At 34.0% G+C, this 17,493-nt stretch carries 11 protein-coding genes and 1 tRNA gene; 9 read left to right on the forward strand and 3 right to left on the reverse strand.

From position 1 onward, the window contains the following. Position 1: 1 nt before the first annotated feature. A complete protein-coding gene (locus E0Y80_RS15450; RefSeq protein ID WP_197091624.1) occupies positions 2 to 3,172 on the reverse strand; it encodes a SusC/RagA family TonB-linked outer membrane protein in 3,171 nt (1,056 codons plus the stop codon). A gap of 181 nt (positions 3,173 to 3,353) precedes the next feature. On the opposite strand from E0Y80_RS15450, the gene E0Y80_RS15455 reads away from it, so the two are divergent. From E0Y80_RS15455 to E0Y80_RS15470, 4 genes are all read left to right on the forward strand, one after another. Beyond that, complete coding sequence (locus E0Y80_RS15455; protein ID WP_156308572.1) at positions 3,354 to 6,470, forward strand: ligand-binding sensor domain-containing protein; 3,117 nt, start codon at positions 3,354 to 3,356, stop codon at positions 6,468 to 6,470. Position 6,471: 1 nt separating this feature from the next. After that, complete coding sequence (locus tag E0Y80_RS15460) at positions 6,472 to 7,272, forward strand: response regulator transcription factor (RefSeq protein WP_156308573.1); 801 nt, start codon at positions 6,472 to 6,474, stop codon at positions 7,270 to 7,272. Between the two features lie 346 nt (positions 7,273 to 7,618). Next, positions 7,619 to 8,554, forward strand: a complete 936-nt coding sequence (locus E0Y80_RS15465; protein ID WP_156308574.1) for a ring-cleaving dioxygenase — start codon at positions 7,619 to 7,621, stop codon at positions 8,552 to 8,554. 67 nt (positions 8,555 to 8,621) lie between these two features. Beyond that, a complete protein-coding gene (locus tag E0Y80_RS15470) occupies positions 8,622 to 9,233 on the forward strand; it encodes an alpha/beta hydrolase (RefSeq protein WP_156308575.1) in 612 nt (203 codons plus the stop codon). 134 nt (positions 9,234 to 9,367) lie between these two features. Here E0Y80_RS15470 and E0Y80_RS15475 read toward each other — a convergent pair whose 3' ends face one another. Together E0Y80_RS15475 and E0Y80_RS15480 are read right to left on the reverse strand one after the other, a co-directional pair. After that, complete coding sequence (locus E0Y80_RS15475) at positions 9,368 to 10,312, reverse strand: DUF3829 domain-containing protein (RefSeq protein ID WP_156308576.1); 945 nt, start codon at positions 10,310 to 10,312, stop codon at positions 9,368 to 9,370. A gap of 43 nt (positions 10,313 to 10,355) precedes the next feature. Next, on the reverse strand, positions 10,356 to 10,676 hold the full coding sequence (locus tag E0Y80_RS15480; protein ID WP_156308577.1) for a magnetosome magnetite crystal formation protein family: 321 nt from the start codon (positions 10,674 to 10,676) through the stop codon (positions 10,356 to 10,358). 770 nt (positions 10,677 to 11,446) lie between these two features. Between E0Y80_RS15480 and E0Y80_RS15490 the strand changes: the two genes are divergently transcribed. The 5 genes from E0Y80_RS15490 to E0Y80_RS15510 all read left to right on the forward strand — a co-directional run bounded on the left by E0Y80_RS15490 (position 11,447) and on the right by E0Y80_RS15510 (position 17,248). Beyond that, positions 11,447 to 11,519, forward strand: a tRNA-Lys gene (locus E0Y80_RS15490). A 278-nt stretch (positions 11,520 to 11,797) separates the two neighbouring features. Further along, on the forward strand, positions 11,798 to 12,634 hold the full coding sequence (locus E0Y80_RS15495; RefSeq protein ID WP_156308579.1) for a DUF6929 family protein: 837 nt from the start codon (positions 11,798 to 11,800) through the stop codon (positions 12,632 to 12,634). Positions 12,635 to 12,669: 35 nt separating this feature from the next. Further along, on the forward strand, positions 12,670 to 13,104 hold the full coding sequence (locus E0Y80_RS15500; RefSeq protein ID WP_156308580.1) for a hypothetical protein: 435 nt from the start codon (positions 12,670 to 12,672) through the stop codon (positions 13,102 to 13,104). Positions 13,105 to 13,325: 221 nt separating this feature from the next. Continuing rightward, positions 13,326 to 15,773, forward strand: a complete 2,448-nt coding sequence (locus E0Y80_RS15505) for a DUF1549 domain-containing protein (RefSeq protein ID WP_156308581.1) — start codon at positions 13,326 to 13,328, stop codon at positions 15,771 to 15,773. A gap of 53 nt (positions 15,774 to 15,826) precedes the next feature. Beyond that, on the forward strand, positions 15,827 to 17,248 hold the full coding sequence (locus tag E0Y80_RS15510; protein WP_156308582.1) for a DUF1501 domain-containing protein: 1,422 nt from the start codon (positions 15,827 to 15,829) through the stop codon (positions 17,246 to 17,248). Positions 17,249 to 17,493: the final 245 nt, after the last annotated feature.

Genomic DNA, 17,493 nt, shown 5'->3' on the forward strand with positions numbered 1-17,493 from the left:
ATTAAAAAGTTAGGTTTAATCCCACGTTGATTACCCGGTTTGTTGGATATTGTACTCCAGATTCAGCAGTTATTTCCGGGTCGATTTTCATTTTACCAAGATTGTCAATGCTAAATACATTTTGCATCATTGAAAAGACCCTGATATTTTTGAATCCCCATCTTTCTGTTAATTGACTTGGTAGGGTATATCCAAGCTGAAGATTCCTTAATTTTAAATAAGTCACATTCATCACCCAAAAATCACTATGCCAATAATTGCTATGATTTTGGTTTCCTCGAATTAGGGTTGGGAATTTACCTGGAATTAATTCACTATTTGGATCCGTAATATCTGAAAGCATCCATTGATTCTCCATATAATATGCGGCATTATTTCCACCATCATGGAATGGAAGCATACCTTCCCAATTTGCTCTATAGGATGCAAACGAAGCACCGGTAAAGTCAGCAGCAATATCAAACCCTTTGTATCCGAAGCCTAAATTTAGAGCAAAGTTTAAATATGGTAATCCACCTTGTCTATATCCGATTGGCCTCTGATCTAAGCCATTGATGACCTTGTCTCCATTTACATCGTTATATTTAATATCGCCAGGTCTTAAACTCGTATTCCCTTGTCCGTCATTATCGACATCATAATTTCTAATCTCGTCCCAGGATTGGAATTGACCTAAAGATTCATATCCCCAATTTAAGAAGGCATATCGGTCTAAGATTGAGTTTCTGTATTGATCATATGCATTTCCAAATCTTGGTTTATATTGTTGACCATCAATTTGTCTGGCAAAAGTGAAATTTCCTCCAATATTATATCGAAAATCTTTCATTGTACTTGTCCACATGATGCTACCATCCACACCGCGATGCATATCTGAATTTAAATTTTCATAAGGAAGTCCGAATCCAACTTCCATAGGCATTAACACATCATATCTGGAAGCCGGTAACCCTGTTCTTTTTCTATTAAAGTAATCTAACGTACCATTTAATTTTCCGCCAAATAGAGAGAAATCAATTCCGACGTCAAAAGTATTAGCCCGAATCCAAGATAGAGTAGTTACAGGAAGTCCTCGAGGTTGAGCACCCACCACATAATTTCCACCAATTGTAGAACCACCTACCTTATATGTATAGCCTGGCATAAATCCGAAGGCAAAATAATTCCAAGGATCAAGGTTGTCATCACCAAGTACTCCATAAGATCCACGAATTTTAAAGTCAGAAAACTTGGATCCAAAATTAGAATCCTTCCAAAAATCTTCCTGAGAGATTCGCCAACCTGCAGATACTGATGGGAATAGCCCCCAACGGCTATCCTGTGGAAATTTCCATGATCCATCATACCTTGCAGCTATTTCAAGAAGGTATTTCTGTGCAAAATCATAATTTATACGACCAGCGAAACCAGCTCTTGCTTGGGTGTCATTACCATAATCATCAAACTGGTCCATTGTTTGGAAGTACATCAATGATAAGGCATTTGATGCAGGCCTGTCATGGGCCCAAAATCTTGGTGTATCTCTTTGTATGGCTTCTGCGGCAAATACTGCATTGAAATGGTGATCTCCGAAACTCTGGTTATAGGTTAATGTTCCTTGATAGTTTAATTCTTCGATCATTCTAATATCGCGTTCGCGCCATGGATTATCCATGCTGAAGACTACAGGATATGTATCTGTTGTCTCTTCATAACCATACAATTTATATGTAAATTCTTGGTTATCCATCCAGCGATTTGCAAGATAGTAACCCATTAATCCGTTTAGTTTAAGGTGGTCATTTATTTTATATTCTGCATTAAAGTTAAGCTGCATCACTCGCCAAGTATCCTTAAATTCACCAGATAAATCATAGTTTAACATTGCGAAGTTTGTCTCAGTATTTGAAGCCGTTCTTGCTGGATAAAGTGGGTTGTCATTGGCATAGGGTCTGGCAGTAGGTAAGTTTCTGTATATCGCAAATAGAGCTTGCCATGTATCGTCAGCACCAGGGACACCTGGTTGTCTACGTTTTTCGATTCTACCGTTTAAATTTCCGCCAATTTTCAGTTTTTCAGAAACATTTGCTTCGATATTTAATTGAACATTTGTTCTTTTAAAGCCACCATAATTTCTAATAATTGAAGCTTGATCTAAGTGGCCTGCGCTTAAATAATAATTGATTTTTTCAGATCCCCCAGACACATTGCCTGAAATGTACTTTTGAGGACTTGTCTCCAAGATATAATCATACCAATCCCATGGCCTATAATTTTTTTCTGTTCCTTGTTCCCATTTAGCTAAATCATCTGGGGTATATTGAGGATTTGGAATTCCTAAAATAGCGTCTGATTGAATATAACTTTTTACATAGGTTGCAGCGCTTGCAGGTCTTGGGAATCTAAACATGCTCTGCCAGCCGTAATAAGAATTAATATTGAATTCGTTCTTATCACCTCGAGCTCCTTTTTTGGTCGTTACAACAACTACACCATTTGCAGCCCTGACGCCATAAATTGCAGCTGAAGCATCTTTTAATACCGAAATACTTTCAATATCATTAAAGTCTAAATTATTGAACTGACCTTCGTCTTTTTGCACACCATCAATAACATATAATGGTGTACCCATATTTCTAATATTTATACTTGTTGAGGCTCCGGGTCTTCCGTCGGGCATACGGCTATTAACACCAGCGATTTTACCAACCAAAGCTCCAGATGTTGTTGCGGCGACAGATCTTGATAAATCCTTTGATGTAACAGTTGAAATAGCTCCTGTAAGAGATTCTTTCTTTTGGGTACCGTATCCTACGACAACAACTTCTTCAAGATTGTCATCCGAAGTAACTAAAACAACGGTCATTGGTTGAGTGCTCGCAGGTATTTCTTGGGTTATATAACCAATATTTCTGAAAACAATAGTTTCATTGCTGGAATTTACCTGTAGTGTAAAATTTCCATCTATATCAGACACTGTTCCAGAATTAGAATTTGATTTTGGTAATATGGTTACCCCCTGTAATGGTTCTCCTTGTTGATTTCTGACGGTCCCTTTTATCTCTTGCTGTTGAAAACTAAGAATTAGGAGAGGAAAGGTTTCTGCTTGCCCTAACATTGGAACCAATGGAGTCGATATACATAGCATCAATAAATATCGAATGTGTAAAGAATTTAGGAATCTTTTTTTCATTGGATGATTGGTTAGTTTATAATTGATAACCAAATTTAGGAAGGGTAAAAATCTTTAAATTGTAGATTTATCTCAATTTATATCCATTTTGTATCATAATTGGTTTATGTAATGGTTAAACTTCTAGCGGATATATCTTTTCAATAAATTTACTAACTTGAAATTTGCTAAGACCTTACAAATGAAAAACCTATCCTTATTACTATTCTTTTTTTTCTGTTTATGCATTAAAGGGTATTGCCAGGGATATAATTTTGATCATTTTACGATCAATGAAGGGTTATCTAACAATGCAGTGTTATGCAGTGTACAGGATAAAAACGGGTTTTTATGGTTTGGTACAAAAGACGGGTTAAATCGTTTTGATGGCTACACTTTTAAAAAATATTTCAGTGATATAGATGAGAAGAATGGATTAGGGACGAATTATTTCACTTGTTTATTGGTCGACCAAAAGAATAGACTTTGGGTGGGGACAGATAATGGCCTTTATAAATTTCTAAATGAGAAAGACAGTTTTGTTTTAGTGTTGGCTACTAAAATGAAGGAAATTACCGAAATACAGCAGGATAAACATGGTAAAATTTGGTTTATATCTAATTACAAGTTATTCAGCTTTGATCCTAATAAAAGTACTGAACCTAAGCTTGAATGTAATGGTAAAACAGTTACTTCCATCACGAAGAATAAAAAAGGGGAAATTTGGTTTTCAACCCATGAAGGGATCTTTCATATAAATCAATCTCAAGCTATTCTTTTCAATACCCTTAAGAACATTAAATCGATCAATGTTGAGGTTCTTTTTTTCGATATAAATGACAATTTGTGGATTGGTTCTCAACATCATGGCCTATTAAAATTTGATCAGAAAAATCAAAAGTTGGAGCTGGTTCTAGCAACTGTAAAAAAAGGCACTAATTTATTTGTAAGAGATATTAAGAGTTATAATCCAAGTGAGCTTTGGATAGCTTCTGAATCCGGTCTTATCGTTTATCAAAAAAATACAAATAGGATTAAAGTTTATACCCATGAGCATGACAATCCGTGGTCAATTGCAGATAATGCGGTTTATTCTATATTGAAAGATCATCAAGGCGGAGTTTGGGTAGGCTCTTTTTTTGGAGGCCTCAGTTATTTCCATCAAAAACATAATTTATTTGAAAGGAGATACCCAAGGAATGACCCTAATTCCATTTCTGGAAATGCTGTTCGGGAAATACGGGAAGACTCTAATGGTAATCTGTGGGTAGGTACTGAAGATAATGGGTTGAACTTATGGAATAAAAAGGAGAATTCATTTCAGCATTTTTCTACTAAAACAGGACTTTCCCACAATAACATTCATGGTTTAGAAATTGTTGGCGACAGCTTATTAATCGGAACCTTTAATAATGGGCTGGATATATTGAGTATTAATGGTAAAAGAAGGATTGCCCATTATAATCAGGAGAATACTGATTCAACTTTAGGCTCGAATTTTATTATGAGTGCCTATAAGACTAAAAATGGTAGGATATTTTTGACAAGTCCGCAAGGGCTTTATCAATTTATACCCGGTCATGATAAATTCCTTAAGGTTCTAGTTGTTCCAGATTCCATATTTTACACCTCGATTTTAGAAGATAAGAAGGGAAGAATTTGGTTGACGACATGGAGGGATGGAGTCTATACTATCGACACAAACTTAAAGAAAAGCAGGGTTTTTAAGCATGATTCAAAGGATGCAACTACCATAAATAGTAATAGAACTAATAAAATTCAACAGGATTCCGAAGGGAAAATATGGATTGCCACAGAAAATGGATTAACTATTTGGGATGAGAATTCTACGCCAATCAAAAGTTTTACAAAATCTGATGGGCTTCCTAGCAATTTAATTCTTTCGATGCAGGAGGACTCTAATAAGAATATGTGGCTTTCTACAACCAATGGGTTAATCAGTATAGAGGTGAATAAACTAATATTAAGTGTTTATAATAAAGAGTTTGGCATGTCTAACTTACAGTTTAACTATAATTCGATGCATAAAGATAAAGATGGCTTTATGTATTTTGGATCTACGAATGGCCTAATAAAGTTTCATCCTGATAGTTTGTTAAAAAGTAGAAATTCAGAAACAAAAGTTCCTATTTATTTTACATCTGCAAAATCATCAAAACGTCCAATCAATATTCATGATGCTTCAATTTTAGGGGTGGACTCTAAATTGACTTATAATAAGTTGGTTTTGGATTATGATGAATCAACCTTAGAGGTTGATTTTGCAGCATTGAATTATGTTGATGCAGCTTCGACATCCTATATGTTTAAGTTAAAAGGATTTGATAATGATTGGATATTGAGTCGAAATAATATGGCTTATTATACGAAATTACCAACAGGAAACTATAGCTTATTGGTAAAGGCAATAGATAGTCAAGGAAGGATTATTTCGGATGAGATATGTATTCCAATTGAAGTAAAGAGGCCATTTTGGGCGAGTAATATAGCAATCATTATCTATTCTATCGTTTTGATATTAATCATCTTCTTTGTCTATCAATTTTTTGATGGAAAAATTAAGGATAAAAATAGAAGGAGATTACTTGAGATCAATGCTAATCGGGAAAGGCGCCTTTACCAGTCAAAATTGGATTTTTTTACACAGGTAGCTCATGATATCAAAACTCCATTAACATTAATTAAAGGGCCATTGGAAAAGCTGGTTGATCATAGGGAGCTAGGTGAGGATCGCACAATTCGTTTACTTACGACGATGCAAAAAAATACAGATAAGTTGGTGAAATTAACGAATAGTATTCTAGATTTTAGAAAGGTAGAAACTGGAGTTAATCCTCTTGATTTGAAGAAAATTGATATCTCAGGATTAATTCAAGAATATGTTTATGATTATCAATCTTCCTTTCAAATCGAAAACCTAAACTTTCAATATCATATTACTCCGGGTATTTATGGTTTTGCTGACGAGGATATGATATCGAAAATAATTGAAAATCTATTTTCCAATGCTTTAAAGTACTCGGATAAATTCGTTGAAATAAATTTGTTTTTAAAAGAAGATTTAAAATATTGGATTCTTGAGGTTAAGAATGATGGAGCTATACTAAATAATCGAGAAATTGAGTATTTATTTAAACCATTTCATAGATCTATCAAGCATAGTCAGATTGAAGGTTCAGGACTGGGATTAGCTTTATCACATTCATTTGCCTTGCTCCATGAAGGTGATTTGCGATATATTGATAATTCCGAAAAATTAAATATATTCGTTTTAGCTATCCCATTAAACTTGAATTAAAATGCCTATTGAAGCTGATGTCCGGAAGATAATCTTGTTAGTGGATGATCATCAAGAGATTCTAGATTTTTTAACTGATGATCTATGCGACGATTATGATATCGTTCAAGCCCATAATGGACATTTAGCTATTGAAGTATTATTAAGGCAGCATATTGATCTAATCGTTTCGGATGTGATGATGCCGAAAATGGATGGATTTGAACTTTGTTCAATTATTAAAAAAAATCCGAATTGCCAGCATATTCCATTTATTATTTTGACTGCTAAAAATAGTTTACAAGCCAAAATTGAAGGATTGGAATATGGAGCTGATGCATATATTGAAAAACCTTTTTCACCCTCATTTTTACAAGCTCAAATTCGCAGTTTAATAAAAAATAGAATGTTTTTAAAGGAGCATTATTCAAGTAATGATAATGCTGGAACTATAAATCCTCCCACAATTGAAGAGGATTTTATGGATAAAATACAACAATTAATTATCGATCATATTGATAACACCTCTTTATGTGTAGAGTTTTTAGCAGATAAATTAAATGTGAGTCGCCCGACACTGTATAGAAAAATCAAGATGACCTCGAATCTTTCTCCAAATGAATTAATCAATAATCTTCGTTTAAAGAGGGCTACACAATTATTAAATAATGGTTCCTACAAAGTGTACGAAATTTCTAGCATGGTTGGGTTTAGCTCAAGTTCTCACTTCATTCGAAATTTTCAGAAACATTTTGGATACAGCCCAAAAGAATGGGGATCAAAATTTCAATCTGAACGACAAGTTCAATTTAGGTTTGGATAATAATTTTTCCATAATAATATAACAAAAAATGGTCAATCGTAAGTTGACCATTTTTGTTTTAAAATAGGTAGAATTCTATTTGAAATTCATCAATTGTTTGAATTGACCAATTCTCATAGATGTAGGGTTGAATTCATTATTAGCACAATTCATAATATGTATTTATGACGTTTAATAAAAAATCGTGTAAATATAGAATAACACTTATTATATATGTGTAACATTAGTTACTTAATGAGGTTAATACTTCTTATCATACATCAATGAAATGGCATCAGATATTAGTCATCTTTGTATAACAAATATTTAAAGATAAAGACAACAATAAAACTGAAAGGAAAATAAAATGAACAATAAAGTATTAGGGCTTCATCATATTACTGCTATAGCAAATTTAGCCCAAAGGAATTTTGATTTCTACACAAGAGTTTTAGGATTAAGAATGGTTAAAAAAACCGTGAATTTTGATGATCCTGGGACATATCATTTCTATTATGGTGATGAGAAAGGAAATGCTGGAACTATATTAACTTTTTTTCCATGGGAAGGAATTGGCAAGGGTAGGAATGGGGCTGGTATGGCTACTGAAATTGCTTATTCAATTCCAAAAGATAGTATTGATTTTTGGATGGACAGATTTGGACAAAATAACGTTCTAACTGGAGAGTCCGTTGAGCGATTTGGTGAGATTTATTATCCATTTCTAGACCCAGATGGTTTAAACTTATCTTTAGTCTTATCAAAAGGCAATGATGAAAGAACAGGATGGTCTACTAATGAAGTCTCTAAAGATCATGCGACTAAGGGTTTTCACAATAGTACATTGACTTTACGTGAGTTAGATCCAACAGCGAAAGTTCTGACTGAATTGTTAGATTATAAACATGTTGGCCAGGAAGGTAATCGGTTTAGGTTTATCAATGAGAATATAGATACAGCCAACATTATCGATATTCTAATTGATGAAAATTCATCTCGGGGAATTAATACTGCAGGAACCAACCATCACATTGCATTTCGAGTAAAGAATGATGAGGACCAAATGGAATTGCGCGAGAAAATCATGAGTTCTGGATTACAGGTAACTCCACAGATCGACAGGGATTATTTTCATTCTTTGTATTTCCGTGAACCAGGAGGTGTTTTATTTGAAATTGCTACTGAAAATCCTGGCTTTGATGTAGATGAACCATTATTAGAATTAGGTTCAAGCTTAAAATTACCTAAACAATATGAAGGACAAAGGAGTGCAATTGAAAAGGTTTTGCCAAAGTTAACATAGTCTCCAAGGTTTGGAATGTCAATTATTGCTTAGTTCATATTTGATAAAAATTTAAAATTGATACAGCATGAATACAAAGATATATCAAGGTGGTAATTTAGAGAATCCACAAAATGCATTGATAATGATCCATGGTCGGGGAGGTTCAGCACAGGATATCATGGGGCTTTCAGAATATTTAAATGTTAAAGATTACTTATTGTTAGGTCCCGAAGCTGATCAAAACACATGGTATCCCAATTCTTTTATAGCACCTATTTCAACAAATGAACCCCAATTAACTAGGGCCATTGAAATAATTTCGGAAGCCGTAAAAATTGCAAATGAGAAAGGTGTATTAAATGAGAATATATTTTTATTAGGATTTTCTCAAGGTGCTTGTTTAGCTTTAGAGTATAGTACAAGAAATGCAAAAAGATTTGGAGGCATTATTGCATTCACCGGAGGATTAATTGGTGATAAATTATATAATGAAAACTACTCCGGGAATTTTGAAGGAACTCCTGTTTTTATTGGAACGAGTGATCCAGACTTTCATGTTCCAGTCTCAAGAGTTCAAGAAAGCACATCATTAATGCAGGAAATGGGTGCAAAGGTTGATGAACGGATATATAAAAATATGGGTCATACAATAACCCAGGAGGAAATCCAAATTGTAAACGATACGATTTTTATTTAAATTTTTGAATAATAAGAAAACCCCTCTAGCCTAGACTATTGGGGTTTTACCACTTAATAAACTATACTATACAATTTTAAATCTAATCCTTGTAAATTTTAGGAAACTAAAATTCTGTTTTATAAGGTATTGACCTAATCAACGAAACTATTATAACTTCTCAATACATCTTGAGCTGAGTTATCTAAAGTTGTTAATGCTGATTCGGATAAGTTTGTTCCGGCTTCTAATTCACGTAATACCACACGCATTTTTCCTAGGAAATCATTTACTGAATCATTAAAGGAACCAAAGCTTCTCTCTCTATTTTTATATTCCTTTGGAATAGTATCTCCTTTGTTCTCATTATATAACTTTTCTATTTCATTATATTTCTTTTGAAATTCAGTTTTTAGTTGAGAAATATCTTGAGTTTCAAATGCTAATGAATTAGTTCTTTCAACCTCATTTAATAATTTCTTTGATCTTAGGAACTGATTTTTTATCGGACTTCCGTCTAATGTTGTTTCTTCAGCTTTTTCCACGACTGGTGTTAATTTATCAAAGATTTGATTGGAGGCATCCCGATTCTTTTTAATTTCTTGCATTGCCTTGTCTCTGAATTCCACCATTTTCTTCCCATTATCCTCTTTCCAATCTTCAGCTGATTTGTAGACATCAATATCTTTATTTAGGGCTTTTAGAGCTTCAAAACTTTCGTTCATTTGATCTATTAAAGGCTTATATTCTTTTGAAAATCCATCTGGATAAACAATTCGATCCATATTATTTATAGATGGTGGTGTTACCATTATAGGTGCAATTGTATTAAATCCATCCGGATTAGATATTCTACTTTTAATATATTCGTCTAATCGCTCGAAATTGTCTGTAAATGCCTTTATATTGGAACTTTGATTATTATCAGCTTTTACAATAAGGTTATTAAAAGCAATTATTTCGTTTGCTTCCTTCTTATCATCTTTTTTACTGAAAATGCTTGAACTATTGCTGTCAGATTTGCCTTTTTCAGAACTATTGCAACTGAACAATAATCCCATAGCTAAAAGGCCTGAAGCATAATAAATATGTTTTTTCATCTATAATAGAATAGTAGTGTAGAATCAATTTTAAATCATAATATTATCCAATAAATTGGAAGTTATTTGCCGCCCAGTTTCCAATAATTGGTAAAGGTTTTTGGACACCATTTGAAGCATTGATTATTCCTAAGATTAATAAAATAGGTGTGATCAATCCTAGGTAACCTATAAAATAGATCCCTGTTGTATACATGATGATATTTAAAATAATTGAAAGGACAACACTAAATACGAATAGACCAAATGCTTGTCTTAAATGGTATTTTAAATGGTTGTCAGCTTGGTCTTTACCTGAAAAATAAGCTATTAACCAACCTATAAATGTAATATAAGCTACAATTGATAATGTTTTGTTGTTCATGATATTTGTTTTATTTTATTTAAATGAATGGACTATAATGCTTATTAAAAAGAATACAAATAGGATAGAAATTAAAGCATAGGTGTAAAACGGTGTTTTCACTTCTTTTTTTAATCTTATTCCTTCCAATTTCATATCAGGAGTAAATTCTGAATATCTCCGTTGCTGTTTGCAATGCACACACACTGATCTTATCTCTTTCCAAAGCGGAAATAGGGGAATCCAAAAAAGATGGAAATAATTTTGATATCCGATGTAAGCCAGAGAGCTAGGGTTTGAACAATATGGACATTGCAACTCTGAAACTTGAGTGCCAATTCGACTTTTACGGATTCCAAATAAGAATATCATATAACTCCTTTTGATTTCTCAAAGGTTTAAAATCCTTTTCAAGAAGGCAACCTTTGTTAATCTACAATGTTTATACGTCATTAAAATTCATATATACAAAGTCTCTACATATTAAAACAAATGATTGATAAACAAGTGTTTGTGATATTTAAACTTGAATTTCTAAAATTATTAGTAGAGAAATTGCGTGGGATTATTTGAATATTGTATTTAGGATACAATGAAGTAAAGAAATCCAATTGATGGGTTTTCGATCCTGTATTTTATAAGGATTCAGAGATAAATAAAAAATAAACCTTTTATAATGAGGAAGTTTTATTGTTTATTGAAAAAAAACTTCAATTAGATTGGGAATTTATATGAAAAAGCCTACCTTTGCATCACTTCAAACAACGAAGGGTTCTTGTTAAGAGAACAACGATTCCGTAGCTCAGCTGGTAGAGCAATACACTTTTAATGTATGGGTCCTGGGTTCGAATCCCAGCGGGATCACAAATAAAAGCTCAATCTTTCGATTGGGCTTTTTTTGTGCCCGCGGATGAGAACCCGGGTTCGAACTATTTTTTTTAGTTTAGTAGTTAGACCTTTTTAGTATAACAGGGATCAGTTTCAAAAGGATTGGGATAAATCTAAAAACGATGGATTTGTTTATTTATTTTATAATAAAAATGAAATTCTGATAGGTAAAATTAATTTCAGAATTTAAGGTCATATCTGCGAAATAGCATATCTTAGATAAGTAATCATTCGTAAATGTCTCAGGTTTAATTATGAAAGAATTTTATTTAAAGGAACATTTAAGTATCCCTGGAATCAGTTCAGCGTCTGGGGTAGAATTTTCAGAGGGTCAAATATACCTCATATCAGACAATAGCAATTACCTTTATAATTATCAGATTTATAACCAGCAGCTTAATAGGCACATACTATTAAATAGTCCGCAGATGGAACACGTTGAAAAACCACAAAAGCTTGATCTGGAAACTATGGTTCTTAATAATGAAAAGATCTATACTTTTGGATCTGGATCAACTACATCGAGGGAAAGAGGATTTTCATTTACCAAAAATGATTGGAATATTACCGAGCTTGACATGAGAAATTTGTACATGGCCATGAAGAGTTCAGCTAATATTAAGTCTTCTGATTTTAATATCGAAGGCGTAGCGGTTTATGAAAATAGCTGGCTTTTCTTGAACCGTGGAAATGGTCCTGGTGGACGTAATGTAATTTTCAAGGTAGTTGGAGATGATCTAGTCAACGACTTCAAGGTCACTAGTTTTGAAATCAGCCTCCCAGAGATTGATGGATTGTTTTTTGGATTTTCAGGTGCTTCTGTAATAGATAATTCACTATATTTCATCGCAACTGCAGAAGAGGGACTATCAACTTATGACGACGGAGTAATTGCCGGGACAATATTAGGAGTCCTCAATTTGAATACAATGGAAATTGATTATTATCAAAGAATTTCGAAAGATCAAAAATTCGAGGGAATTTCAGTATTAGAAATACAACCCCAAAAGATTTCATTCATATTGTGTGAGGACAGCGACGAAAGTTGCGAGATTACTACTATCTACAGACTCGATTTAAAACTTTCATAAATAAATACACCATTTTCCTAAAACATCTTTTCAGCATGATTTTAAATCGAATAATTACTCTTATTATCTTTTTTTTAATATGCCTAGTAAATTTATCCTGTGGTTCTTCTTCAAATAAAATTGCTAAGGATTATATTGCAATTTCTAAAAGGGATACTGCATTTTTGAATCTTTCAATTTATGGTGATACATTTTTCGGGAAAATGATTGTTTCTAAACCAGGGAATGTTTTGGACTCTGGTGAGATTGAAGGTAAGGTCGCAGGGGATACCTTGCTTGGAAGCTATTTATATCGTCCTTATGGAGCAAGGCATTATAAGCGAGTTCCCTATGTACTTCTACAAAAAAAGGATTCCTTAATTCAAGGTCATGGATTGGTAAGTATATATATGGGTGTGCCGACTTACCAAATGAATTCTATTTCTTTTAAAAATTCAAGATTTGTTTTCTATCCACATCCTTCTAAATAATTAATTCAAAATATTCCTTATACATTAATCCTATTTTGTCACAAAATAATAGGATTTCATATTATACATGAAAGTGCAGGATGGAGTTAATATTTAAATAGTTAACTTTAGTAATAGCCGATCACTTAAATCTAGGGCTAATCATGTGTAAACCGAATCGGATAAATATTTCTAATCTATTCAAGTATTTTATACTAATATTATTTAGTATCCTTTCTAGAATGCATATTTATGCACAAGAGGTCTTGAACGAATCAGCTGAAGTTCCAGTTGAGGCAGTTCAACCATGGTGGCTTTTTGAGTTTTTAGGAAGAATTCATCCCCTGATGGTTCATTTTCCAATAGCATTATTGGTTATTGCAGGATTTATGGAGCTTGCAAAAATTGGGAATTTTCATTCTAAGTTACGTGCAGGTATTAATTGGCTTGTGGCAATAGGTAGTATAAGTGCTGTGGTTGCAGCTGTTTTGGGCCTAATGCTTGCAAATACGGGTGAATATGCTGGTGATAATTTTGAATGGCATCAATGGTCAGGGATATCCACAGCAATACTTTCATTGATTACCGGAATTTTACTAAGCCTTATTATCAATAAAAATAGAAATGGTTTAATTGGCCTTTATAGAGGGGCATTATTTATTACAGTTTTATCTGTTTTTATTGCAGGTCATTTTGGAGGTTCATTAACGCATGGACAAGATTATTTGTTAAGCGTAACACCGTGGGCTCCAAAATCAGATGAAGGAGCAATTGATGCAGCTTTGTCATCAGCTAATTTTGATTTTGCATCATATTCGAATAGCACAGATAGTTTAAGTATCGAGCAGCAAGTAGACCTGAATCTTTCTGTTCGAGCCATTCTTGCCCATCATTGTTTTCAATGCCATAGTAGTGATAAAACTGAGGGGAAATTGAGATTAGATGACAAGGAACTGCTATTTAAGGGTGGAGAATCTGGTGTGGTAGTTAAAGCGGGTGATTCCGAGCATAGTGAAATGTATAGAAGGATTACCCTTCCGGCAGGGCATAAAGATGCGATGCCAGGTAAAGGCAAGCCTTTAGGAGAAAAGGATATTGCATTAATAAAGCTATGGATTGATAAAGGGGCACCTTGGCCAGATCAGGCTAAAAGTATATTTAGGGTAGCTGAGTTATCGCCTAGGAAACCAGAATTGCCAAATGCTGTTTCCGGGTTGGAAAATCCTATCGATAGAATTGTAAATTCTTATTTTATCAAAAATAAGATTCAATGGCCGGAGGTTATTGATGACCGTACTTTTTTAAGAAGGATTTATTTTGATTTAATCGGATTGCCGCCTACAGAAGAAGATATGAAGCGGTTTGAAGCTGAAACGTCAAATGATAAGCGGTCCAAAATAGTAGAACAATTGCTTGCTAGAAATGATGATTATGCCACACATTGGTCAACCTTTTGGAATGACCTATTAAGGAATGATTATACAGGAACAGGATATATTACAGGTGGTAGATTTAATATTTCTGAATGGTTATATAAATCATTAGCTTCCAATAAGCCTTATAAACAATTTGCCATGGAATTATTAGATCCTACAGAAGAGTCGAAAGGATTTATTAAAGGAATTGCCTGGCGTGGAGCTGTAAACAGTAGCCAAACTACCGCTATGCAAGCTGCACAAAATGTATCTCAGGCCATGTTGGGAGTAAACTTAAAATGCGCTTCCTGCCACGATAGTTTTGTGAGTGATTGGAAACTAGATGATGCTTATGCATTTGCGAATATTTTCTCAGAGGAAACTTTGGAAATAAATCGTTGTGATATTCCTACTGGGAAGATGGCAGATACTCGGGTTTTATGGCCGGAACTTGGCGAAATATCCAAAAAAGGCACGGTTAAAGAGCGGTCTAAACAACTTTCAGAAATCCTTACCCAACCTGAGAATGGTAGGCTCTATCGCACTCTTGTTAATAGAATTTGGGCTCAGCTAATGGGTAGGGGGATTGTTGCACCTACTGATGAAATGGACCGAAAACCTTGGAATCAGGATCTTTTGGACTGGATGGCTGTAAACTTTGTGGAAGAGGGATATGATATCAAGAAATTACTCTATTTAATTACTACTTCAAAAACCTACCAGCTTTCTTCAGTTACCATTAAAGACCCATTGAAAATAAATTCGGAAGATTTTTTATTTACTGGTCAATTGAAAAGGAAGTTGACGGCAGAACAATTTGCAGATGCTTTAAGTTTGTTGGTTTATCCTGTATATTCTGAGAATGATCTGAAATATAATCCTTTTGCTGATGTAAAAGCTTTTAAGGATTCTGGAAATATGGTTCGTGCTTCTCTTGTTCAAAATGATCCATTTTTGACAGCCTTGGGAAGACCTAGTCGTGAGAATATCACAAGTGTAAGGGATGGACAAGCAACGCTTTTGCAGGCAATGGAATTGACCAATGGCACTAAGCTAAATGAAACATTAATCCATGGAGCGAAGAATTGGGTAATAAAATATGCTCAACCTGACCCATTAATTCATGCGATCTATAATCAGAGCCTTAATCGTAAGCCTACTGAAAAGGAATTTTCAATAGCAAAAAAAATAATAGGGAATAAAGTTGAGGAAGGTTCGGTTCAAGAACTATTGTGGGCAATAGTATTGTTACCTGAGTTTCAGTTCATAGAATAAAAGTTCAGTAGCAGCATGATTTCTGTTATTTATTATGATTAATAAGGATGAAGATGAAAAGTACTTTTAATAGAAGAGATTTTTTAAAAACAGCTAGTTTGGGAACTCTTTCTGCGTTGGCAGCTGGAGCTCCATTATCCGGTTTTTTAGCTTCATGTAAGGGGAGTGTTCAATCAACTGCCGATACAGTGATTTTATTATGGATGGCAGGAGGAATGGCACATACTGAAACCTTTGACCCAAAGCTTTATACTCCATTTGAAAAAGGGCTTGATTCTAATAAAGTGTTAAGTACTTTCAAATCTATACCTACTGTTTTAGATGGGATAAATTTTTCAGAAGGGCTTGAATCAATTGCTGGCCTGATGGATAAAGGGACATTGATTAGATCATATGTAGCAGCAGATTTAGGACATATTCTCCATTCCCGCCACCAATATCACTGGCACACCTGTTATGAACCACCTCAAACAGTTGCAGCTCCACATATTGGTTCATGGATTGCTCAGGAATTAGGGCCCAAGAATCCTGTTATTCCAGCCTTTATTAATATTGGGCAGAGGATGACCGTTGGTGAGGCCGAAGAATTAAAAGCATTTCACACTGCTGGTTTTTTGGGTAGCGAATTTGGACCATTTATGATTCCAGATCCATCTTCAGGCCTTGATGCCGTGAAACCTCCTCCAGGGATGTCATTTAGTCGTTTTGAAAGACGAAATCAGCTTTATTCTGAACTATTGAATAATAATCCCATTGGAGAATATGGGAGTGACTATCAAAAGGAATCATTTAAACGTTCGATGGAGCAGGCTTATGCATTATTGAAATCCCCAGAGGCAAAGGCATTCGATTTAACGGAAGAACCAAAAGAGAGCTATTCAATCTACAATACTGGCAAGTTTGGTTTGGGATGTTTAATGGCAAAAAGGTTAGTTGAACAAGGAGCAAGATTTATCAGTGTTACCTCGGAATATGAGCCTTTTATGGGGTGGGATACGCATGAAAATGGACATACACGTGCTAAGGATATGAAAAAATTGATTGATGCTCCAATCGCTCAATTGATAAAAGATCTTGATAAAAGTGGTCATTTAGATCGTACTTTAATTATTCTGGCTAGCGAGTTTAGTAGAGATATGGTTATGGAAGGTCGTCCAGGAGCGGAAGTATTACACCAAGTTGATCAACCAGATGTAATTAATGACATCAAGAATTATGGTATGCATAGGCATTTTACTGATGGCTGTTCGGTTTTAATGTTTGGTGGAGGAATTAAAAAAGGATCTGTTTATGGAAAAACCTCCGATGAACGACCATGTAAAACAATTGAAAAACCAATTCGAGTGGAAAGGATTCATCAATCAATTTATCATGCACTTGGAATCGATCCACAAAAACATGCAATTGTTGAGGGTAGGCCATTCTATACGACACCAGATGGCGTGCATAAAGCCGAATTAGAATTGTTTATTTAAAATGATTCATGTTTTTTAGCTGCCATTATTTTTATTTCTTCCAATAATTCATTTTTTCTGGATATTCCTCTTTTTCCGCATTAGTCTTAAATAAATTCCCTTTATTTATTTGACAATTTCTTTTATAAGCTAATTCTTGTATCCATAATATTGTCTAACTAATCCAAATTGGTTAATTGTCAATGCATACCATATTATTTTTAATTTGGAAATTATATTAGAATATTCATATATTTATGATATCA

The sequence above is a fragment of the Sphingobacterium endophyticum genome, assembly GCF_009733535.1.
Lineage (GTDB): Bacteria > Bacteroidota > Bacteroidia > Sphingobacteriales > Sphingobacteriaceae > Sphingobacterium > Sphingobacterium endophyticum.

What these genes read in the sequence shown, in the direction of transcription:
- E0Y80_RS15450 (WP_197091624.1), bottom strand. Translation starts at nt 3,172, where the DNA reads ATGAAAAAAAGATTCCTAAATTCTTTACACATTCGATATTTATTGATG.
- E0Y80_RS15455 (WP_156308572.1), top strand. Translation starts at nt 3,354, where the DNA reads ATGAAAAACCTATCCTTATTACTATTCTTTTTTTTCTGTTTATGCATT.
- E0Y80_RS15460 (WP_156308573.1), top strand. Translation starts at nt 6,472, where the DNA reads ATGCCTATTGAAGCTGATGTCCGGAAGATAATCTTGTTAGTGGATGAT.
- E0Y80_RS15465 (WP_156308574.1), top strand. Translation starts at nt 7,619, where the DNA reads ATGAACAATAAAGTATTAGGGCTTCATCATATTACTGCTATAGCAAAT.
- E0Y80_RS15470 (WP_156308575.1), top strand. Translation starts at nt 8,622, where the DNA reads ATGAATACAAAGATATATCAAGGTGGTAATTTAGAGAATCCACAAAAT.
- E0Y80_RS15475 (WP_156308576.1), bottom strand. Translation starts at nt 10,312, where the DNA reads ATGAAAAAACATATTTATTATGCTTCAGGCCTTTTAGCTATGGGATTA.
- E0Y80_RS15480 (WP_156308577.1), bottom strand. Translation starts at nt 10,676, where the DNA reads ATGAACAACAAAACATTATCAATTGTAGCTTATATTACATTTATAGGT.
- E0Y80_RS15495 (WP_156308579.1), top strand. Translation starts at nt 11,798, where the DNA reads ATGAAAGAATTTTATTTAAAGGAACATTTAAGTATCCCTGGAATCAGT.
- E0Y80_RS15500 (WP_156308580.1), top strand. Translation starts at nt 12,670, where the DNA reads ATGATTTTAAATCGAATAATTACTCTTATTATCTTTTTTTTAATATGC.
- E0Y80_RS15505 (WP_156308581.1), top strand. Translation starts at nt 13,326, where the DNA reads ATGCATATTTATGCACAAGAGGTCTTGAACGAATCAGCTGAAGTTCCA.
- E0Y80_RS15510 (WP_156308582.1), top strand. Translation starts at nt 15,827, where the DNA reads ATGAAAAGTACTTTTAATAGAAGAGATTTTTTAAAAACAGCTAGTTTG.